The sequence below is a fragment of the Micromonospora sp. WMMD1155 genome, from assembly GCF_029581275.1.
Lineage (GTDB): Bacteria > Actinomycetota > Actinomycetes > Mycobacteriales > Micromonosporaceae > Micromonospora.
Window position 1 is genome coordinate 3,367,109 of record NZ_CP120742.1, and the last position, 15,779, is coordinate 3,382,887.

Annotated in this window: 10 protein-coding genes and 1 pseudogene; 5 read left to right on the forward strand and 6 right to left on the reverse strand. The window is 71.9% G+C overall.

Features of this window, described 5'->3' with window-relative positions:
* Window positions 1-548 precede the first annotated feature (548 nt).
* Window positions 549-1,058: a helix-turn-helix transcriptional regulator gene (locus O7617_RS15410; RefSeq protein WP_282264357.1), complete on the forward strand. Its 510-nt coding sequence runs from the start codon at window positions 549-551 to the stop codon at window positions 1,056-1,058.
* 64 nt (window positions 1,059-1,122) lie between these two features.
* Here the strand turns inward: O7617_RS15410 and O7617_RS15415 are convergent, their stop codons facing one another.
* The 3 genes from O7617_RS15415 to O7617_RS15425 form a co-directional block, all read right to left on the reverse strand.
* Complete coding sequence (locus tag O7617_RS15415; RefSeq protein WP_282264358.1) at window positions 1,123-4,401, reverse strand: lamin tail domain-containing protein; 3,279 nt, start codon at window positions 4,399-4,401, stop codon at window positions 1,123-1,125.
* 93 nt (window positions 4,402-4,494) lie between these two features.
* The gene (locus O7617_RS15420; RefSeq protein ID WP_282264748.1) at window positions 4,495-5,511 is read right to left on the reverse strand and encodes a GNAT family N-acetyltransferase; all 1,017 of its coding nucleotides are present in this window, start codon (window positions 5,509-5,511) and stop codon (window positions 4,495-4,497) included.
* Window positions 5,512-5,583: 72 nt separating this feature from the next.
* Window positions 5,584-7,005: a lytic murein transglycosylase gene (locus O7617_RS15425; protein ID WP_282264359.1), complete on the reverse strand. Its 1,422-nt coding sequence runs from the start codon at window positions 7,003-7,005 to the stop codon at window positions 5,584-5,586.
* Between the two features lie 54 nt (window positions 7,006-7,059).
* Here O7617_RS15425 and O7617_RS15430 point away from each other — a divergent pair, with 54 nt between their 5' ends.
* Window positions 7,060-7,275, forward strand: coding sequence for a zinc ribbon domain-containing protein (locus O7617_RS15430; RefSeq protein WP_282264361.1), 216 nt, complete (start codon window positions 7,060-7,062; stop codon window positions 7,273-7,275).
* Window positions 7,276-7,427: 152 nt separating this feature from the next.
* A complete protein-coding gene (locus tag O7617_RS15435) occupies window positions 7,428-10,268 on the forward strand; it encodes an NB-ARC domain-containing protein (RefSeq protein WP_282264362.1) in 2,841 nt (946 codons plus the stop codon).
* Window positions 10,269-10,415: 147 nt separating this feature from the next.
* On the opposite strand, the gene O7617_RS15440 is transcribed toward O7617_RS15435, so the two are convergent.
* The gene (locus tag O7617_RS15440) at window positions 10,416-10,955 is read right to left on the reverse strand and encodes a phospholipase (RefSeq protein ID WP_282264363.1); all 540 of its coding nucleotides are present in this window, start codon (window positions 10,953-10,955) and stop codon (window positions 10,416-10,418) included.
* Between the two features lie 179 nt (window positions 10,956-11,134).
* Window positions 11,135-12,793 carry a family 10 glycosylhydrolase gene (locus O7617_RS15445; RefSeq protein ID WP_282264364.1) on the reverse strand — a complete coding sequence of 553 codons (1,659 nt, stop codon included), beginning with the start codon at window positions 12,791-12,793 and terminating at the stop codon, window positions 11,135-11,137.
* Between the two features lie 202 nt (window positions 12,794-12,995).
* Here O7617_RS15445 and O7617_RS15450 point away from each other — a divergent pair, with 202 nt between their 5' ends.
* Together O7617_RS15450 and O7617_RS15455 are read left to right on the forward strand one after the other, a co-directional pair.
* On the forward strand, window positions 12,996-14,492 hold the full coding sequence (locus O7617_RS15450) for an amino acid permease (protein WP_282264365.1): 1,497 nt from the start codon (window positions 12,996-12,998) through the stop codon (window positions 14,490-14,492).
* A gap of 106 nt (window positions 14,493-14,598) precedes the next feature.
* A pseudogene (locus O7617_RS15455) lies at window positions 14,599-14,772 on the forward strand (LacI family DNA-binding transcriptional regulator); the annotation flags it as partial.
* A 160-nt stretch (window positions 14,773-14,932) separates the two neighbouring features.
* Here O7617_RS15455 and O7617_RS15460 read toward each other — a convergent pair.
* On the reverse strand, window positions 14,933-15,658 hold the full coding sequence (locus O7617_RS15460; RefSeq protein WP_282264366.1) for a methyltransferase domain-containing protein: 726 nt from the start codon (window positions 15,656-15,658) through the stop codon (window positions 14,933-14,935).
* Window positions 15,659-15,779 lie beyond the last annotated feature (121 nt).

The window sequence follows — 15,779 nt, forward strand, 5'->3', positions numbered from 1 at the left end:
TCTCCCGCAGCGTGGCGGGAGGCGTGTCGGTTCGCGCGCGTGCAGCCGCCTCTCGGCCGCCTCGTCTCCCGGGTTTGCGGGCGGCGGCGGTAGGTCTTGCCCGACGCACCGCTTCGGGGGCCGACGGGCCGACGGGCTCTGCGCCCACGCCGACTTGCGGGTCAGGCTATGCCGGTTGCTTAGCGTGACCCTCCATCCCGGCAACCACCACCCCCCTTCCGTCCTTTGCTCTGCACCCACGACGGCGACGCACACCCTCGGTGACTGGTGCATATCGAGCTGCAGAGCAAAGGGGCGGGTCAGGGTGTGTGGTGCCCGGCGGCCGGAATCGTGATCTCCCTGGTCAGGCGTGGGGTGGGATCGGTTGGCGGCGGCTGGGCCCGACGGAACAGCGTGACACCCGTTGCTCCGCGTAACGGCGACGGGCATCGAGTCTAAAACACGGACAGTGACCTGCCGGCCGCAGGAGTTTTCCACAGCCCAGTTGGTTGTCCACAGCTGAGGCATTCGGGATTGCGGCCGGCCGCACCAGGCGGGACCGTGACGGCGTGAGCGATTCCTCAACCGAGCCGGTCCTGATCACCGAACCCTTCGACGCGCCCTGGCCGGCCGCCGGAATCGTCCGCGCGGTCCGCCGCCGTGCCGACCTCAGCCAGCGCGAGCTGGCCCGGTGGGCGGGTGTGCACCACGCCACCATCGGCAGGATCGAGGCCGGTCGCATGGTGCCGAGCATCGTCCTGCTCCGGCGCATCATCGGTGTGGTGGGCTGCCGGCTGGCCGTGGTGGACGAGTTCGGCCGGGTGCTGAAACCGATGCGTGACTGGCAGGACACTCGCAACGGCGCGGAGCGTCGCTACCCGTCGCACCTGGACACCATCCTCGACCCCGAGCCGGGGGAGTGGTGGGCGGACGTCTACGGGCTCGCCCGCCCGCCGGAGACGTTCCACCGCAACCGGGAGGTCCGGGACGCGATGCGTCGGCGCAGCCAGTGGGAGGTTCGCGTGGCCCAGCACCGGCACCTGCCCCGACCGCCCTGGCCCCCGCGTGGGCCGGTGTGAGCCCGGCACGGGCGAGGCCCGTCGATCCGGACCGGAACGACGGGCCTCACCGGAACGCGCGACGTCAGTCGTCGTTGGTGATCCTGCCGACCGCGAGCGGATCGGCCAGCCGCAGACCGGGTACGCCGGCCACCAGCAGTGTCAGCTTCTCGTCCGCCTCCCGCTTGCGGTCACCGCGCACCGTCACCGGGAACACCACCGACGTCTGCCCCGCCGCCAACACCTTGCAGGCGGCGTACGCGTCGAAGTCCGAGCCGACCTGCGCCGTGACACCGACGGTGGCGGCGCAGAGCAGCACCGGCTGGGACAACGGCCGGGACACCGTGGCCGTGAAGGCGAGCTGCCGGCTGCCCTGGTCGCCCTCGACCACCGCCGTGTCGGCGACGGTCAACGACGCCCGGGACCGGAACCGGGCCACCTGCGGGTCGTGGTCACTGGAACCCCGCGACCCGTCGCCGGTGAACTCCGCCGGCCAGTCGGCGTTGACGTGAGCCGCCCGCACCTGCACCAGGTCGTCGTGGAGCACGTCGTTGACGAACAGGTGGTCGAGCGTCTGCGCCTGCCCCTCGAAGCTGTACGAGTAGGCCGACGACGGCACGTCCGCGACCAGGTCGTCCCACAGGTTGTGCAGCCCGGCCTCGTAGAGCGGGGCGAGCTGATCCGACGGGGTCGGCTGGTCACCGGTCGCGATGGGATCGTCCGGGCGGGGGAAGACGTTCAGGTCCCCGCCGTAGACCACCCGGGCGGTCTGGTCGGCCGCCTCGATCGCCGTGACGATCGCCGCGCCGTAGCGCGCCTGCTCCCGCCGCTGCCCGACCCGGCTGTCCGGGCCCGAGGAGTAGTGGTTGCTGAGCGCGTACAGGGTGAACCGCTCCGACGCACCGGGTGCCGCTGCCACGCTGAACTTGCCCAGCTGGGGGGCACGGGTGAAGACGTTGTTCCCGTCCTTGCCGGTGGAGGTGTCCACGTCCGACGGCAACACCGCGTTCAGGGCCTTCGGGTTCTGCACGTCGGCATTGGTCGGCAGCCCCGCCGCGCGGTACTGGACGGTCGGCGTCGAGCCCAGCAGCGGGTCGCCCGCCGTCGCGGCGGCCAGCGACAACCGGTCCGTGCGGTAGAGGAACGCGGCGGTGATACCGCGGGCGTCCGCGCCGGTCCGGTCATAGGCAGCGGCGTACGCCGGCCCGCCGGCAGCCGCCACGCTGAGCGCCAACTCCTGGAGGCTGTCCGGCGCACCATCGGCGTCGTTGGTGTCGCCGCAGCTCAGCGCAGTACCGGAGACCGTGCAGATGTCCTGGTCCTCGGCTTCCTGCACCAGGATCAGATCCGGAGCGTGCAGGTCCTTGACGATCTGGTCGGCCAGCGCGGCCAACTGCTGCCGGTAGTCCGCCTCGCTGCTCGGCACGTAGTCGAACGGCGGGCTGACCCCGGTGCAACCGGCGTTCCCGGCGAAGTCACAGCCGTCGAACGGGTCGTCGCGGTAGTCGTACAGGTTCTCCACGTTGTAGGTGGCCACCGCCACCTCCTGCGACCGGTCGGCCGGCTTCGGCGGGTTGTTCTTCGACGGGTCGGCGCCGGCGTCGAACTCGGCACTCTCGACCTGGACGCCGTACTTCTCGAACGAGTAGTAGACGCCACCCACCGCGTCCGCGCGCAGCGTGTCGAAGGTGTGCGCCGGCGGGAGCAGCGCGGCGCTGTCCCCGGCGGTGGCCTTCACACCCATGCTGCCGAGCAGCGTCCGCTGACCGTTGCCGTCGTCGAAACGCCGGGTCGGGTCGTTGTCCAGCGGGTGCGCGTCCCGGAAGACCCGCCGGGAGTACGGGTCGGCGCGGTCCAGCAGCGGGTCGTCGCGGTCGACCACCCACAGCTCGGCGTCGGCGGTCGACGAGAACACGTCCCGTCCGCTGACCGCGCCACTGCCAGCGCGTACCCGCATCCGGGCACCCTCGTGCCGCTCCCAGAAACGCTGCGCGTCGGTCAGCTCGACCGGTGGCACCGCGTCGGTGACCGCGACCTCGGTGTCCACGGCCAGGCCACCGGCGATCCGGCGGACCAGCGAGGCACCGGAGAGTTGGGTGAAGTCGTAGTACTCCGAGACCCGGGCCCGCAGCACGACCTCGTCGCCGACGGTCGGCACGTAGCCGCCGATCAGCGAGGTGAACGTGCCCATGAACACGAAGATGCCGTCGGAACTGGTCGGGTCGCCGTCGGTGTCGCCGGTACGGCTCTGCAGGAAGAAGCCGTGCTGCTCCGCCCCGGCCGACGTGCGGGCCAGCGTCAACTGGGTGATCACGCCGCGAACGTCGTACAGCGTGCTGCTCGTGCCGTTGCCGCTCGCCGGTGCGAGCGGCGACCGGTCGGTCGGACCGGACTCGGTGTCGGTGGTCGGACCCTGCACCTCGCCGACGGTCAGCTCCCGGGTCACCTGCACGGCCAGCGCGCAGGTGGCGGTGCCGCCGCCCGCGTCGGTCGCGGTGAGGGTGACCGTGTACGCCCCGGCGGCGAGATCGGCACTCGCGCTGACCGTGGCCCGTGCGGTGCCGCCCAGCCCGTCCGCGGGGGTGAACGCGGTACGGGTGATCGAACCGGTCGACGGAGTCGGGCTGACCGCCGTTACGGCCAGCTCGACGATCGTGTCGTCGGGGTCGGTGGCGGTGACCTCCCGGGTCGCGGCCGTCCCGGCCGCGGTGACCAGCGGACCACCGCAGGTCAGCGATGCCGGCACGTCGACCGGGCCACCACCGTCCACGGTGTGCGTGCCGAGCCCGTCGAAGGTGTCGACCGGGAAACCGGCCCACTGCGCGGCCGGGTCGAACGCGTCCGACGGGTCCGTGTCGCCGACGGTCACGGTGGGAACCCGACGCAGGGTGTTGTCCGCGGTGCTGGTGGTGCCGGCACCCCACTCGGTGCCGGGGTCGACGCCCACCTGCCCGATCGAGTCGAGCACGGTGGTGCCCCGACGCAGCACTATCGCGTCGTCACCGTTGAACAGGCTCGCCCCGGTGGTCTGGTCGGCCTGGGCGAGGATGGCGGCCCCGGCCGAGGCGCTGGCGAACACGAAAGCGTCACCCGCGGCGACGCTCCCGGTCAGCGCGATCGTGGTGGCCGTGGTGGAGCCGTTGAAGTAGAGCTGCAACTGGTAGCCGCCGGCCGTCAGGTCGACGGCGGCGCCCGTGCCGTTGAACAGCTCGATCGCCTTGTTGTTCGACGAACCTTCGACGTACTCGGAGATGAACAGGTCGGTGGGCGCGGCGCTGGCCGCGGTGGGTGCGACGCCGAGCGCCGTGACTGTCACGGCGGCGGTGGCGGTCGCGAGCGCGGCGAGTGAGCGGCGCGGGCGCATAGGGCCTCCACGATGGGTGGATGGGGGTCAACGCACGTTAAGGTGCGTGACTGTCCACCGTCCATCCCCTAATGGACAGTTTCGTGAATTCCCTCAGTGCGGCGGGTCGAGGCGATGCACCAGCTCAGCGACGTCGACGCTGTATTCGCACCAGTCCCGGTCGGATCGGTAACCCAACTCCGCGTTGACCTTCAGCATCGCCTCGTTGGCCTGCGCGTTCCAGGTCTGCACCTCGATCAGCTCCGGCTCGGCGGAGCGCAACTCCAACAACATCCGAGCCTTGATCGCCCGATCGATGCCGTAGCCCCGGTGGTCCTGCGCGACGATCGTGTCGTACTGGTCGGCGCGGGTCGGGTGCTGCGCCGGCACCACCACCTCGGTCAGGCCGGCGACCTCGCCGCTCTGCTCGTGCCGGGCGAGCACGATGTACGGCTTCATGCCCCGCCGGTGCAGGGTGTCGAGGCTGTCGCGTAGCCGCTCCGGGTCGTAGGAGCTGGGGCGCAGCTCACCGTCCTCGACGTCGCGCACCTCGGCCTTCGCCCGCGCGTACGCCTCGATCAGGTCGTCCGGTGGCCCGCCCGGGAAGAACTCCAGGTGGTAACCCGCGCCGATGCCGGCTGCCATCTCGGCCAGCTCCGCCCAGTCGACCGAGGTCAGGTCGAGCACACTGCGGGTCTCCACGTACTCCCGGGTGAAGCCGAGCGACTCGTAGAAGGCCACCGCCGGCGTGTCGCCGACGACCTCCACCCCGATCGACTGGAAGCCCTCCTGGTAGACCCGGCGGGCGGCGCGCAACACCAGGTCACGACCGAGGCCACCGCGCCGCACGGACGGGTGCACCAGCACCTCGAGCACGCCGATGTCGCCGAGGAGCAGCACGTGGACCTGGCCGAGCACCGCGCCCGGGTCGTCCGGGCCGGTCGGCTCGGCCTGGGCGATCCAGGAGATCCGCCGCTCACCCGGCATCACCTCGGCGAGGTACTCCCGCAGCGACGTCTCCCGCCACGGCGGGTCCTGCGGCAGATCGGTCGCCAGAACCGCGTTCAGCGTGGCCAGCAGCGACGCGATCTCGGCAGACGACGCGGTCCTGGGGTCCCACTCGCGCACCATCACTCGTCTAGCTTGCCGCTAACAGCTTCGCGGGGGAAGTGTCCAGTTCTCCAACGTATCGAGACGATCACTTCACTGGCGACTGGTCCGTCCGTACCGGTTCGCGGTGTCGTAGACCTCCTGGGCGTACCGCCGGACATCGTTGTAGGAGAGGATCGCGTTCCACCAGTCGCCCGCGATGCTCAGGTTCCGACCGCCCTTGCAGAGGTAGTTTCCCGCTGCCAGGGCGGCGTCGTCCAGGTCGTGCGGGTCCTTGCGCCCGTCGTTGTCGGCGTCCGCGCCGATCTCCCGCCAGGTCGTCGGGATGAACTGCATCGGCCCGATGGCGCGGTCGAGGACCCGGTCGCCGTCGAGGTCTCCACGGTCGGTGTCGATGATCCGCATCCGGCCGTCCTTCCCGTCCAACGGCAGCCCGATGATCTGCGGTAGCGCCTTGCCGTCCTGGCCCAACCGGGCACCGTTGGCCGAGCCGTGCCCCGACTCGACCTGGCCGATCGCGGCCAGCGTGGTCCAGCTCAGCGCGCAACTGCGGTTGGTCTGGGCGAGGACGAGTTCGGCGTAGCCGTACGCCTGCATGGCGACGGCCGGGATGCCCACCTTGGCACCGACCTGCTGAGCCCAGCCGGCCAGGGCGTCCGACGGCCGACCTCCGATCACCGGCCCGATGGTGGGCTGCCCGGTCGGGAACCCGCTGGGTAGCCCGCCGCCGGGCACCGAACCGGTCGGGAGCGGGCCGGTGGGGAGTGGGCCGGTCGGGAGTGGGCCGGTCGGGAGGCTGGACGGTGCCGCGGGCGGTGCGCCCGCCGTCGCCGTGGCGTCGGCCGCGACCGGTCGGGGCGCGCGGATCGTGGCCGGCACGAGCAGCGCGCCCGCCGCGGCGGTAGCGCCGACCAGCGCCAGCAGGAACACACCGGGCAGGGTGAGCCGACCGCTGGGCCGACGGGCCCAGGCGCGGGTCGCGTGGGCTGCGGTGGCGGCGGCCCGGCGTGGCTGCACCCGTACCGCGTGCGCGAAGGGCACCCGCCGTCGCCGGGCCGGATCGGACGCCGGCACCACGGGCAGTTCGTCCACGGTGGTCTTCGCCGGATCCCCGTCGGCGGCCACCGTGGCGGGTCGCGTGTCGGCCCCCTCGGCGTCCGTGGCCTTGGTTTCGGTGGTCGTCGGGCCCGTCACCTTCGGGTCCGCGGTCTTCGAGTCCGCGACCGTTGCGGCCTCGGTCTTCGGTGTTTCGGCGGGCGCGTCCTCGCGCTTGCCGTCGGGGGCCGTAACCGGCGTGGGCGGGGCCGGCGTGCCGCTCGCGCCCTGGTCGGGCTCGGCCGGCGTGGCCGCCGGTGTGGTCGTCGAACCCCCGGAACGTCCGCTCAGCCAGGGCCGGCGTGGGCGGGGTACCGCAAGCACCGGATCAGGCGCCGCCCCCGAGCCCTCCAGCGACCCGTCCAGCGGAGCGGCCGGTCGTAACCGTTGCACACGCGTGTCGTCCTCGCCGTCCACCACCCGTCGAGTATCACCCATGCCACGCCAAACGCCAGATCCACGTACCCTGGCTTCATGCCCCGGTACGAGTTCCGCTGCCGCGCCTGCGGCGACACCTTCGAGGTCAACCGTTCGATGGCGGCGGCCGGTGAGCCGGCGAACAGCCCGCACGGTCACACCGACACGGTCAAGCTGCTGTCCGCGGTCGCGGTCACCGGCCGGGGTGGTGCCGCCGGTGGCCCCCCCGCGTCCACCGGTGGCGGTTGCTGCGGGGGCGCGTGCGGCTGCTGATCGAGCCGATTCTCTGCCGCATGGTGGGCGGGCCTTGCCGGGAGCAGGGCTGAGTGGCACTTTGAGGCGGCACCTGCCCGGCCGTTCTCACGATGTGTGACCGCTCGGACTCAGGCAGCATGAATCCGACGTCACGGGCGGAGGTTCCACGCATGTCGCCACGGATCCAGCTCCCGAGCGGTTGGGTGACCTTCGTGTTTACCGACATCGAGGGCTCGACCCGGCTGGCCCAGTTGCTCGGCCCGGACTACCGGCCGGTGCTCGCCGAGCATCGGCGGCTGCTGCGTCGAACACTGGCCAGCACGGGTGGGGCGGAGCTGCTGACCGAGGGCGACTCGTTCTTCCTGGCCTTCGAGGACGCCGCTGCGGCGCTGACCGCGTGCCTGACCGCCCAGCGGGCGTTGTCCAGTCACGACTGGCCCACCCCGGACGCGGCCCCACGGGTGCGGATGGGCCTGCACACCGGCTACGCCGAGCCGCGCGACGGCGAGTACGCCAGCCCCGAGGTGCACCGGGCCGCCCGGGTGGCCGCCGCCGCGCACGGTGGGCAGGTGCTCTGCTCGGCGTCCACGGCACGGCGGGCCGAGCCGTTGCCGCCCGGTGCGACCCTGCTCGACCTGGGCCTGCACCGGTTGCGCGGCTTCGACGATCGGGAACGACTGTTCCAACTGGTCGCACCGGGTCTGGAGCGGCAGTTCCCCCGCCCCCGCACCGCCGACGCGGTGGCGCACAACCTGCCGACCCAGGTGACCTCGTTCGTCGGCCGGCAGACCGAGCGCGTCGAGTTGGGCCTGCTCGTGCGGCAACACCGCCTGGTCACGGTGCTGGGCGCGGGCGGCGCGGGCAAGACCCGCCTCGCGGTGGAGTTGGCCAGCGGCGTGGTCGAGGCGTACCCGGACGGGGTCTGGTTCGTGGACATCGCCGCGGTGACCGACCCGGGGCTGGTGGCGTTCGCGATCGCCGCGGTGCTCGGCCTGCGGCCCGAGCCGGGCCGCCCGATGCTGGACACCCTGGTCGAGTACGCGGCCAACCGCCGCATGCTGGTCGTGCTGGACACCTGCGACACCCAACCCGCAGCCTGCGCGGAGGTGATCGCGCGCCTGCTGTCCGGTGGGGGTGGCGTGCGGGTGCTGGCCACCAGTCGGGAGTCGTTCAGCCTGCCGGGTGAGGTGGTGTGGCGGATCCCGCCGCTCTCGGTCGACCCGCAGACCGACGGTGCGGAGAGCGACGCGGTGGCGTTGCTGCTGGACCGAACGGCGGCGGCGCGTGGCGGGCGGCAACCGGACCCGGCCGAGTCGGCCGACCTGCGCCGGGTGGTGCAGCGGCTGGACGGGTTGCCGCTCGCCATCGAGTTGGCCGCCGCCCGTTTGCGGGTGCTGTCCGTCGGTCAGCTCGCCGAACGGCTCGACGACGTGCTCGGCACGTTGGACGCCGGGCGGGACGACCCGGAGCCGACACCGGTGGAGCGGGGTTGGTCCGGCAACCAGCAGGACACGGTGGACCTGGTCGCCGCCGCGGCCGGGGCGTCACCGCCCACCCCGGCGAGCCGGGCCGTGCAGCGCTCCGCGACCGAGCGGCACCTGACCATGCAGGCCACCGTCACCTGGTCGTACCGGACGCTGGGGCCTCGCGCCGCCCGCCTGCTGCGGTGGATGGCGGTCTTCGCCGGGCCGGTGGACCTGGCGACGGTGGAGTGGCTGCTGGGCGACGACCCGCTGGACCCGCTGTCGGTGCTGGTGGACAAGTCGATGGTCCTCGCCGAACCGCGCGCCTCCGGCAGCACCTACCGGATGCTCGACCCCATCCGGGCGTACGCGGCGCGGCGGTTGGCCGAGGCGGGCGAGGAGCAGGCCGCCCGGAACCGGCACGTGGCGTGGTCGGCGCATGCGTTGGACCGGGCGCACCTGGGGCAGGACGGCCGACCGGTCACGCTGTCGTTGTACGCGCTGGACCCGCTCGCCGGGGAGTTGCGCGCCGCGCTGCGGTGGTGCGCCACCGGGGGCAGCGCCCGGGCCGGTCTCGGTCTGGCCGGTGGGCTGGACCAGTGGTGGCTCGAGCGGGGCCTGGCCCGGGAGGGGCGGCTGTGGTTGTTCCGGTTGTATGGGCGGATCGCCGAGACGGGGGAGCGCATCCCCGAGTCCGAGCTTGCGGCGGCCTACCACATGCATTCGTTGCACGCCGGTGCCGACGGCGAGTTCGCCGAGGAGTTGCGCTACTCGCAGCGGGCGGAGGCGGCGGCCCGGCAGGCCGGTGACGCGGGGCTGCTCGCCCGGGTGCTCGCCGGCAGGGCGGCGCCGCTTGTGGACATGGGACAGTTCGTCGAGGCCGAGCGGGTGTGCCGGGAGGTCATCGACTGGGCGCACGGGCAGGACGTGGTCGGCGAGGCGCTGTTCGCGGTGTTCAGCCTGGCCGAGTTGCTGTGGCGGCGGGGTGCGCTGGAGGAGGCGGCGGAGCTGCTGGGTGCGGTCCGCCCGGTGGAGGCGGCCCGGCCGGTGGAGCGGGGCCGGCGATCGGTGGACATGCTGCTCGGCATGGTCGCGCTGGCCCGGGGCGACATCGTCGCCGCACACGAGCACCTGCTGGTGGCGTTGCGTTCCCGGATGGGCCACGGCTACCACGGCCGGGCGTGCGACACGCTCAACGCGGTGGCGGTGCGCTGCGCGATCGGCGGTGACCGGTTGACCGCCGCCCGCCTCTTCGGTGCCGCGCAGGCCACCCGGGCGAGCATGCGGGCCACCCCGGGCATCTACGGCGGCTACTGGGCGGAGCAGCAGGCGGAGTTGCGTACGGTGCTGGGCGACACGGCCTTCGACGACGCGTACGGCGAGGGTGCCGAGTTGGGGTTGGACGAGGCGGCGGCGCTGGCACTCGACGTGGAACACCCGGACCTGGCGGCGGATTCGACCCGCTTCAGCACCGGCCTGTCCCAGCCGACCCCGCGCGTCCCCGCCGACTCCGACCGCCACCCCGCATCCCGAACCGAACGCGCCTGACCCTCCCCCCAGGCCCCCAGGAACCCCCGCCCGTTCCCTGTTGACCAAGAGGTTTGCGTCATCGGGAGCCCGAATTCTGACGCAAACCTCTTGATCACCGTGGGAGGGGCGGGGTGGGTGGGGGGAGGGGGCGGGGGTGGGTGGGGGTTAGGCGCGGGAGGAGGCGGCGGCTTCGGCTTGGGCCTTCATTCGGGCGGCGCGGTCGATGTCGGCCTGCTGGACGGCCGCCACCGAGCCGAAGATGCTGACCGCCTGGTAGTAGGTCCAGGCCAGGCTGTAGCAGGCCGGTCGGACGACGGTGTTGTACGTGGCGCAGACGCGCTTGAGGTCCTCGTAGAAGGCGCTGTCCAGGCGGGACTTGTTGGCCGGGAACTGGCCGACCGCCTTGTAGTTGCGGTAGCCGAAGTCGTGCCGGTAGCAGCCCAGGTTGAAGGTGAAGCCGAGCGGGTTGTCCGGGCTGGACGAGCAGTAGTCGGTGGACCAGTTGAAGTTGTACTCGGCCCAGGGGGCCCGGTTGACCCGGGCGTTGTTCCAGGAGTTGTAGCTGGACGCGCTGGTCTGCGTCCAGCTGGACAGCACGGACAGCTTCTGGGCGGGGGTGACGGCGGCGGCGGGGGAGGCGGCGACGAGGGTGGCGAGTAGTGCGAGAGCGCCCGAGGCGAACAGGGTGGCGAGACGTCGGGGCACGGGTTACCTCCGCGGGGTGAGCGGGTGGGACGGGAAGTTACCGGCGGGTCACCGGATGTCGATCAGTGTCGATCAACTGATCAACTAGGCGGTATGTGTCTCGCCAACTATTGGTGACATGCGTTCAAACAGACGAATGCCCCGGACGCCGGGGCGACCGGGGCACTCGCACAGGCAGGTCAGCGCACTGTGAACGCCGGCGGGCTGGTCGGGCTCTCGTTGGCCGACCGGTCCAGCGCGGTCACCTGGTAGGTGTAGCGCCGGCCGGGCTCGGCGGTGGTGTCCACCCAGGACTGGCTGCCACCGGAGGCGGCCCGCACGGTGTCGACCAGGTGCGCGGCGTCCGCCGTCCCGCACCGGCCGGGCAGTGTGGTGCCGTCGAACCGGTAGATCGCGTACGAGGTGGCGGTGCCGAGTGGGCGTACCCCGTCAGCCGGCTGACGCCAGCTCAGCCGGACCCCGTCGGCCTGCCGCGTGGCCTTGGTGATCACCGGGAAGAGCAGCGGCTTGGCCGGCAGGTGTGGCATGGCCGGTACGAGCGCCGGGCGGGAGTAGTGCTCGGCGGCGTAGATGTCGGTCGCCCCGAGCCGGTTGGCCCGCACCTGAACGGCGGAGAAGTGCACGTTGCCCTGCACCTCCGGGTACGACCGGTTGAGCGTCAGATGGTCGGACAGCTCGCGCGGGTTCTGCCAGAACGGCCCGTACGCCGGATCGCCGCTCTTGTAGTCGGCCTGGCCGATGTAGAGCTGCACGCGGGTGCCGCGCACCGTCTCGGCCCACCACGGCACGAGCCGGGCGTAGTCGGCGGCCGGGTACTGGCCGATGTACCAGTAGAGCTGCGGTACGACGTAGTCGATCCACTCCTGCTTGATCCACTTGCGGGTGTCGGCGGAGATGATGTCGTACGACTGGCTGCCGGTGGTGTCCGAGCCGAGCGGGTCGGCGGCCTTGTTACGCCAGATGCCGAACGGGCTGACCCCGAACTTCACCCACGGCTTCGCCGCCTTGATCTTGCCGTTCATCTCCTGGATCAGCAGGTTGATGTTGTCCCGCCGCCAGTCCGCCCGATCGGTGAAGCCCCGGTTGTGCGCGGCGAAGGTGGCGTCGTCGGGCACCTGGTAGGTGCCGCTGGGGTAGGGGTAGAAGTAGTCGTCGAAGTGCACGCCGTCGACGTCGTACCGGCGGACCGCGTCCATCATCGCGGTCTGCACGAACTCGCGTACCTCCGGAATGCCGGGGTTGTAGTAGAGCCGGCTGCCGGCGACGCCGGCCGGCGGGTAGGCGAAGGTCCAGTCCGGGTGCTGCCGGGCCGGGTGGCCGGGCGCGAGCTGGGTGAGGTCCGCGCCGGCGCCGCCGGGTGCCGGCATGGAGACGCGGTACGGGTTGAACCAGGCGTGGAACTCCAGGTTGCGTCGGTGCGCCTCGTCGACCAGGAAGGCCAGCGGATCCCAGCCCGGGTCCTGCCCACGGACGCCGGTCAGGTACTCCGACCAGGGCTCGTACCGCGAGGGCCAGACGGCGTCGGCGGTGGGCCGGACCTGCACCACGACGGCGTTGTGGTGCAGCCGCTCGGCGAGGTCGAGCAGCTCGCGATATTCGGCCTGCTGGGCGGCGACCCGGTCGGGGCTGGCCTGGGACGCCTTGCTGGGCCAGTCGATGTTGACCACCGACGAGATCCACATGGCGCGGAACTGCCGCTTCGGCGTGGCCGGGTCGGTGGTGCAGGTGGTGGCATTGGTGCTGCTGTTGCGCGGTGTCGCGGTCGCGGGGGTGGCGGCGACGAGGGTGCCGAGCAGGGCGGTGACGAGCCCGGCGGCGCCGAGTCGAGTTGCCTTCATGCGGTGTGTCCCTTCGTTGGGGCTCCCGTGTGATCAGCGCGGCGTGTCGGAAAGATTCGCCGACGACGATCTGCCGCTGGTAGGAAATTTTCACACTCGGGTGCGAACCGCAAGGGTTCGTGGTTGACCATTCGCGCCGCTGGGTAGCAACGCCGGTCACCGGCCGCCACCGAGGTGGTCGCACGGTGGGAGGGGTGACCACGTGTCCGTGCTACGAACAAAACCGATCAAGGACGTGATAGCCCAGAGCGAGGCGGACGGCACCGAGGGTGGGCTCGGGCTGAAGAGGCGACTCGGGGCGTTCGACCTCACCGGCTTCGGCATCGGCATCGTGATCGGCACCGGCATCTTCACGCTCACCGGCATCGAGGCCCGGGACAGCGCCGGGCCGGGCGTGGTGATCTCCTTCGCCATCGCCGGCGTGGTCGCCCTGCTCGCCGCGCTCTGCTACGCCGAGCTGGCGTCCAGCGTGCCGACCGCGGGCAGCGCCTACACCTACGCGTACGCCACGATGGGCGAGATCGTCGCCTGGATCATCGGCTGGGACCTGCTGCTGGAGTTCGCGCTCGGTGCCGCGGTGGTGGCCCGAGGCTGGTCCGGCTACCTCGCCGAACTGCTCGACCTGCCGACCCGCTGGTTCGGCGAGGAGGGCAGCACCGTCAATGTGGGCGCCATCGCCATCGTGCTGATCCTCGGCATCGTCGCGATCGTCGGCATCCGCGAGTCCGCCCGGATCACCAACCTGCTCGTGCTGGTCAAGGTGTCGATCTGCGTCTTCGTGGTGGTGGCCGGGCTGTTCTTCGTCCGGGCCGCCAACCTCACCCCGTTCATCCCGCCGGCCGAGCCCGCGGGCAGCGGCGACGACGGCATCAAGCAGCCCGTCACCCAGGCGCTGTTCGGGCTGGAGCCATCGGTGTTCGGCTTCGTCGGAGTGCTCAGCGCGGCTGCGGTGGTCTTCTTCGCGTACACCGGCTTCGAGGCCGTGGCCAACCTGGGCGAGGAGACGCGCAAGCCCAAGCGGGACCTCACCCTGGGGTTGCTCGGCACGCTGCTGATCTCCACCGTGCTGTACATCGGCGTTTCGCTGGTCGTGGTGGGCATGGTGCCGTACACCGAGATCGACCGTGGGGCCCCGATCGCCTCGGCCTTCGAGGCGGTGGGCGCGGGCTGGGCCGCCGTGCTGGTCTCCATCGCCGCGGTCGCCGGCCTGACCAGCGTCATCCTGGTCGACCTGGTGGCCATGGGCCGGATCGGCTTCGCCATCGCCCGGGACGGCCTGATCCCGCCCTCGATCGCGACGGTGCACCCGCGCTGGGGCACCCCGTACCGGATCTCGGCGATCATGACGGTGGCGGTCGCGCTGCTGGCCGGGTTCCTGCCGCTGTCCGCCCTGGCCGACCTGGTCAGCATCGGCGCGCTCTGCGCGTTCGTGCTGGTGTCGGTGGCGGTGCCGATCCTGCGCCGGAGGCGCCCGGACCTGGAGCGACCGTTCCGGGTGCCGTTCTCCCCGGTGCTGCCGATCGTCTCCGCGCTGGCCTGCCTCTACCTGATGCTGAACCTGTCGGTGGAGACCTGGCTGCGGTTCCTGGCCTGGATGCTGCTCGGCGCGCTCATCTACTTCGGGTACGGCTACCGCCGCAACCGGTTGGCCCGTCACGAGCCCGCCGTCGCCCCGCAGCCGCGCGAGCCGAGCGCCTGACACCAGCCACGCGAAAGGGCCCCCGCCGCGGGGGCCCTTTCGCGTGCACCGTTGCGACGGGGTCGACGAGGTACCGTGCGCTGGGTCACATCGGGGAGGTTGCGACGTGCGGCACAGGCTCAAGGACGTGGCCGAGCGGGCCGGGGTGTCGGTCAAGACCGTGTCCAACGTCGTCAACGGCTACGTGCACGTCCGAGCGGACACCCGAGCCTGCGTCGAAGAGGCGATCGCCGAGCTGCACTACCGGCCCAACCTCTCGGCGCGGCACCTGCGCAAGGGCCGTCCATCCCCGCCCTGAGCACCGTCGCACCGGACAAGGAGCGGATCGCCCACCTGGCTGTCGACCTCCTGGCGAACCGCCTCGACGGCGAACGGGCCGCCCCGGCGACGGTGCTCTCCGCTCCGTACCGCCTGGAACTGCGCGAGTCCACCAGGACCCCCTAGTCGAAGAAGCGGGCCAGGTGGGGCTTGGACGCCAGGTCGGCGTCCGGTGGGAGGGGGGTCAGGTCAGCGAAGATCGAGGCGCCGTCGCAGCCCGCGTGCAGCGGGTACCACCGTGGGGTGCCCGGCGGCCGGCCCTGGCAGATCCCCTTGAACGTCTGCACGTCCAGCAACCGGACGTGGGTCGGGTCGGCCACCGCGTTGACGTGCCCCCACCAGGGGCTCATCACGTGCAGGACGCCACCCGGACGCAACACCCGGTGGCACTCGTCCACCAGCGGCAGGAAGTCGATCAGATGCTCCAGGATGTGCACCGCGAAGAGGACGTCCACCGAGTCGTCCGCCAGCGGCAGCGAGCCGGACAGGTCCGCGACGGCGTTCACCCCCGGCGCGGGATAGATGTCGAGTCCCAGGTTGCTCGACCACTGCTTGGTCGGCCCGCAACCGAGGTCCACCACCACCGGCGCGCGCCCGTCGATGCCGACCCGGCACCAGACGCCGTAGACGCCCGCCAGCTGCCCCACCAGGTCCCGGACCAGCCGTAACTCGGCGGGCTCGGCGACGTCTCCGCTGAGGTGGGCCACCCCCCGGTCGAACCGCACCTCCACCGTCAGGCCGCGCAGCCGGTCGTCGTGCCGCACCTGGTCCGCCCAGGCGTCAGCGAGGAATTCGTCGATCGCCCGCAGCCGGTCGGCCGAGGGCGGAGTCTGTGCCAAAGCGACCATTCGGGCCACCTCCCGCCGCGCGATACCCGCAATCGCGCCCGATATGCCCCGCTCGTCGGTGGATCGGCTTGCCCACCGGTGGATCGGCCAGGCGTGTCGACGGACGTGCCCCAGCCTCGCC

Excerpts from the sequence above, each read along its gene's own strand:
- O7617_RS15415 (WP_282264358.1), bottom strand. The coding sequence starts at position 4,401 with ATGCGCCCGCGCCGCTCACTCGCCGCGCTCGCGACCGCCACCGCCGCC.
- O7617_RS15420 (WP_282264748.1), bottom strand. The coding sequence starts at position 5,511 with ATGGTGCGCGAGTGGGACCCCAGGACCGCGTCGTCTGCCGAGATCGCG.
- O7617_RS15430 (WP_282264361.1), top strand. The coding sequence starts at position 7,060 with ATGCCCCGGTACGAGTTCCGCTGCCGCGCCTGCGGCGACACCTTCGAG.
- O7617_RS15435 (WP_282264362.1), top strand. The coding sequence starts at position 7,428 with ATGTCGCCACGGATCCAGCTCCCGAGCGGTTGGGTGACCTTCGTGTTT.
- O7617_RS15445 (WP_282264364.1), bottom strand. The coding sequence starts at position 12,793 with ATGAAGGCAACTCGACTCGGCGCCGCCGGGCTCGTCACCGCCCTGCTC.
- O7617_RS15460 (WP_282264366.1), bottom strand. The coding sequence starts at position 15,658 with ATGGTCGCTTTGGCACAGACTCCGCCCTCGGCCGACCGGCTGCGGGCG.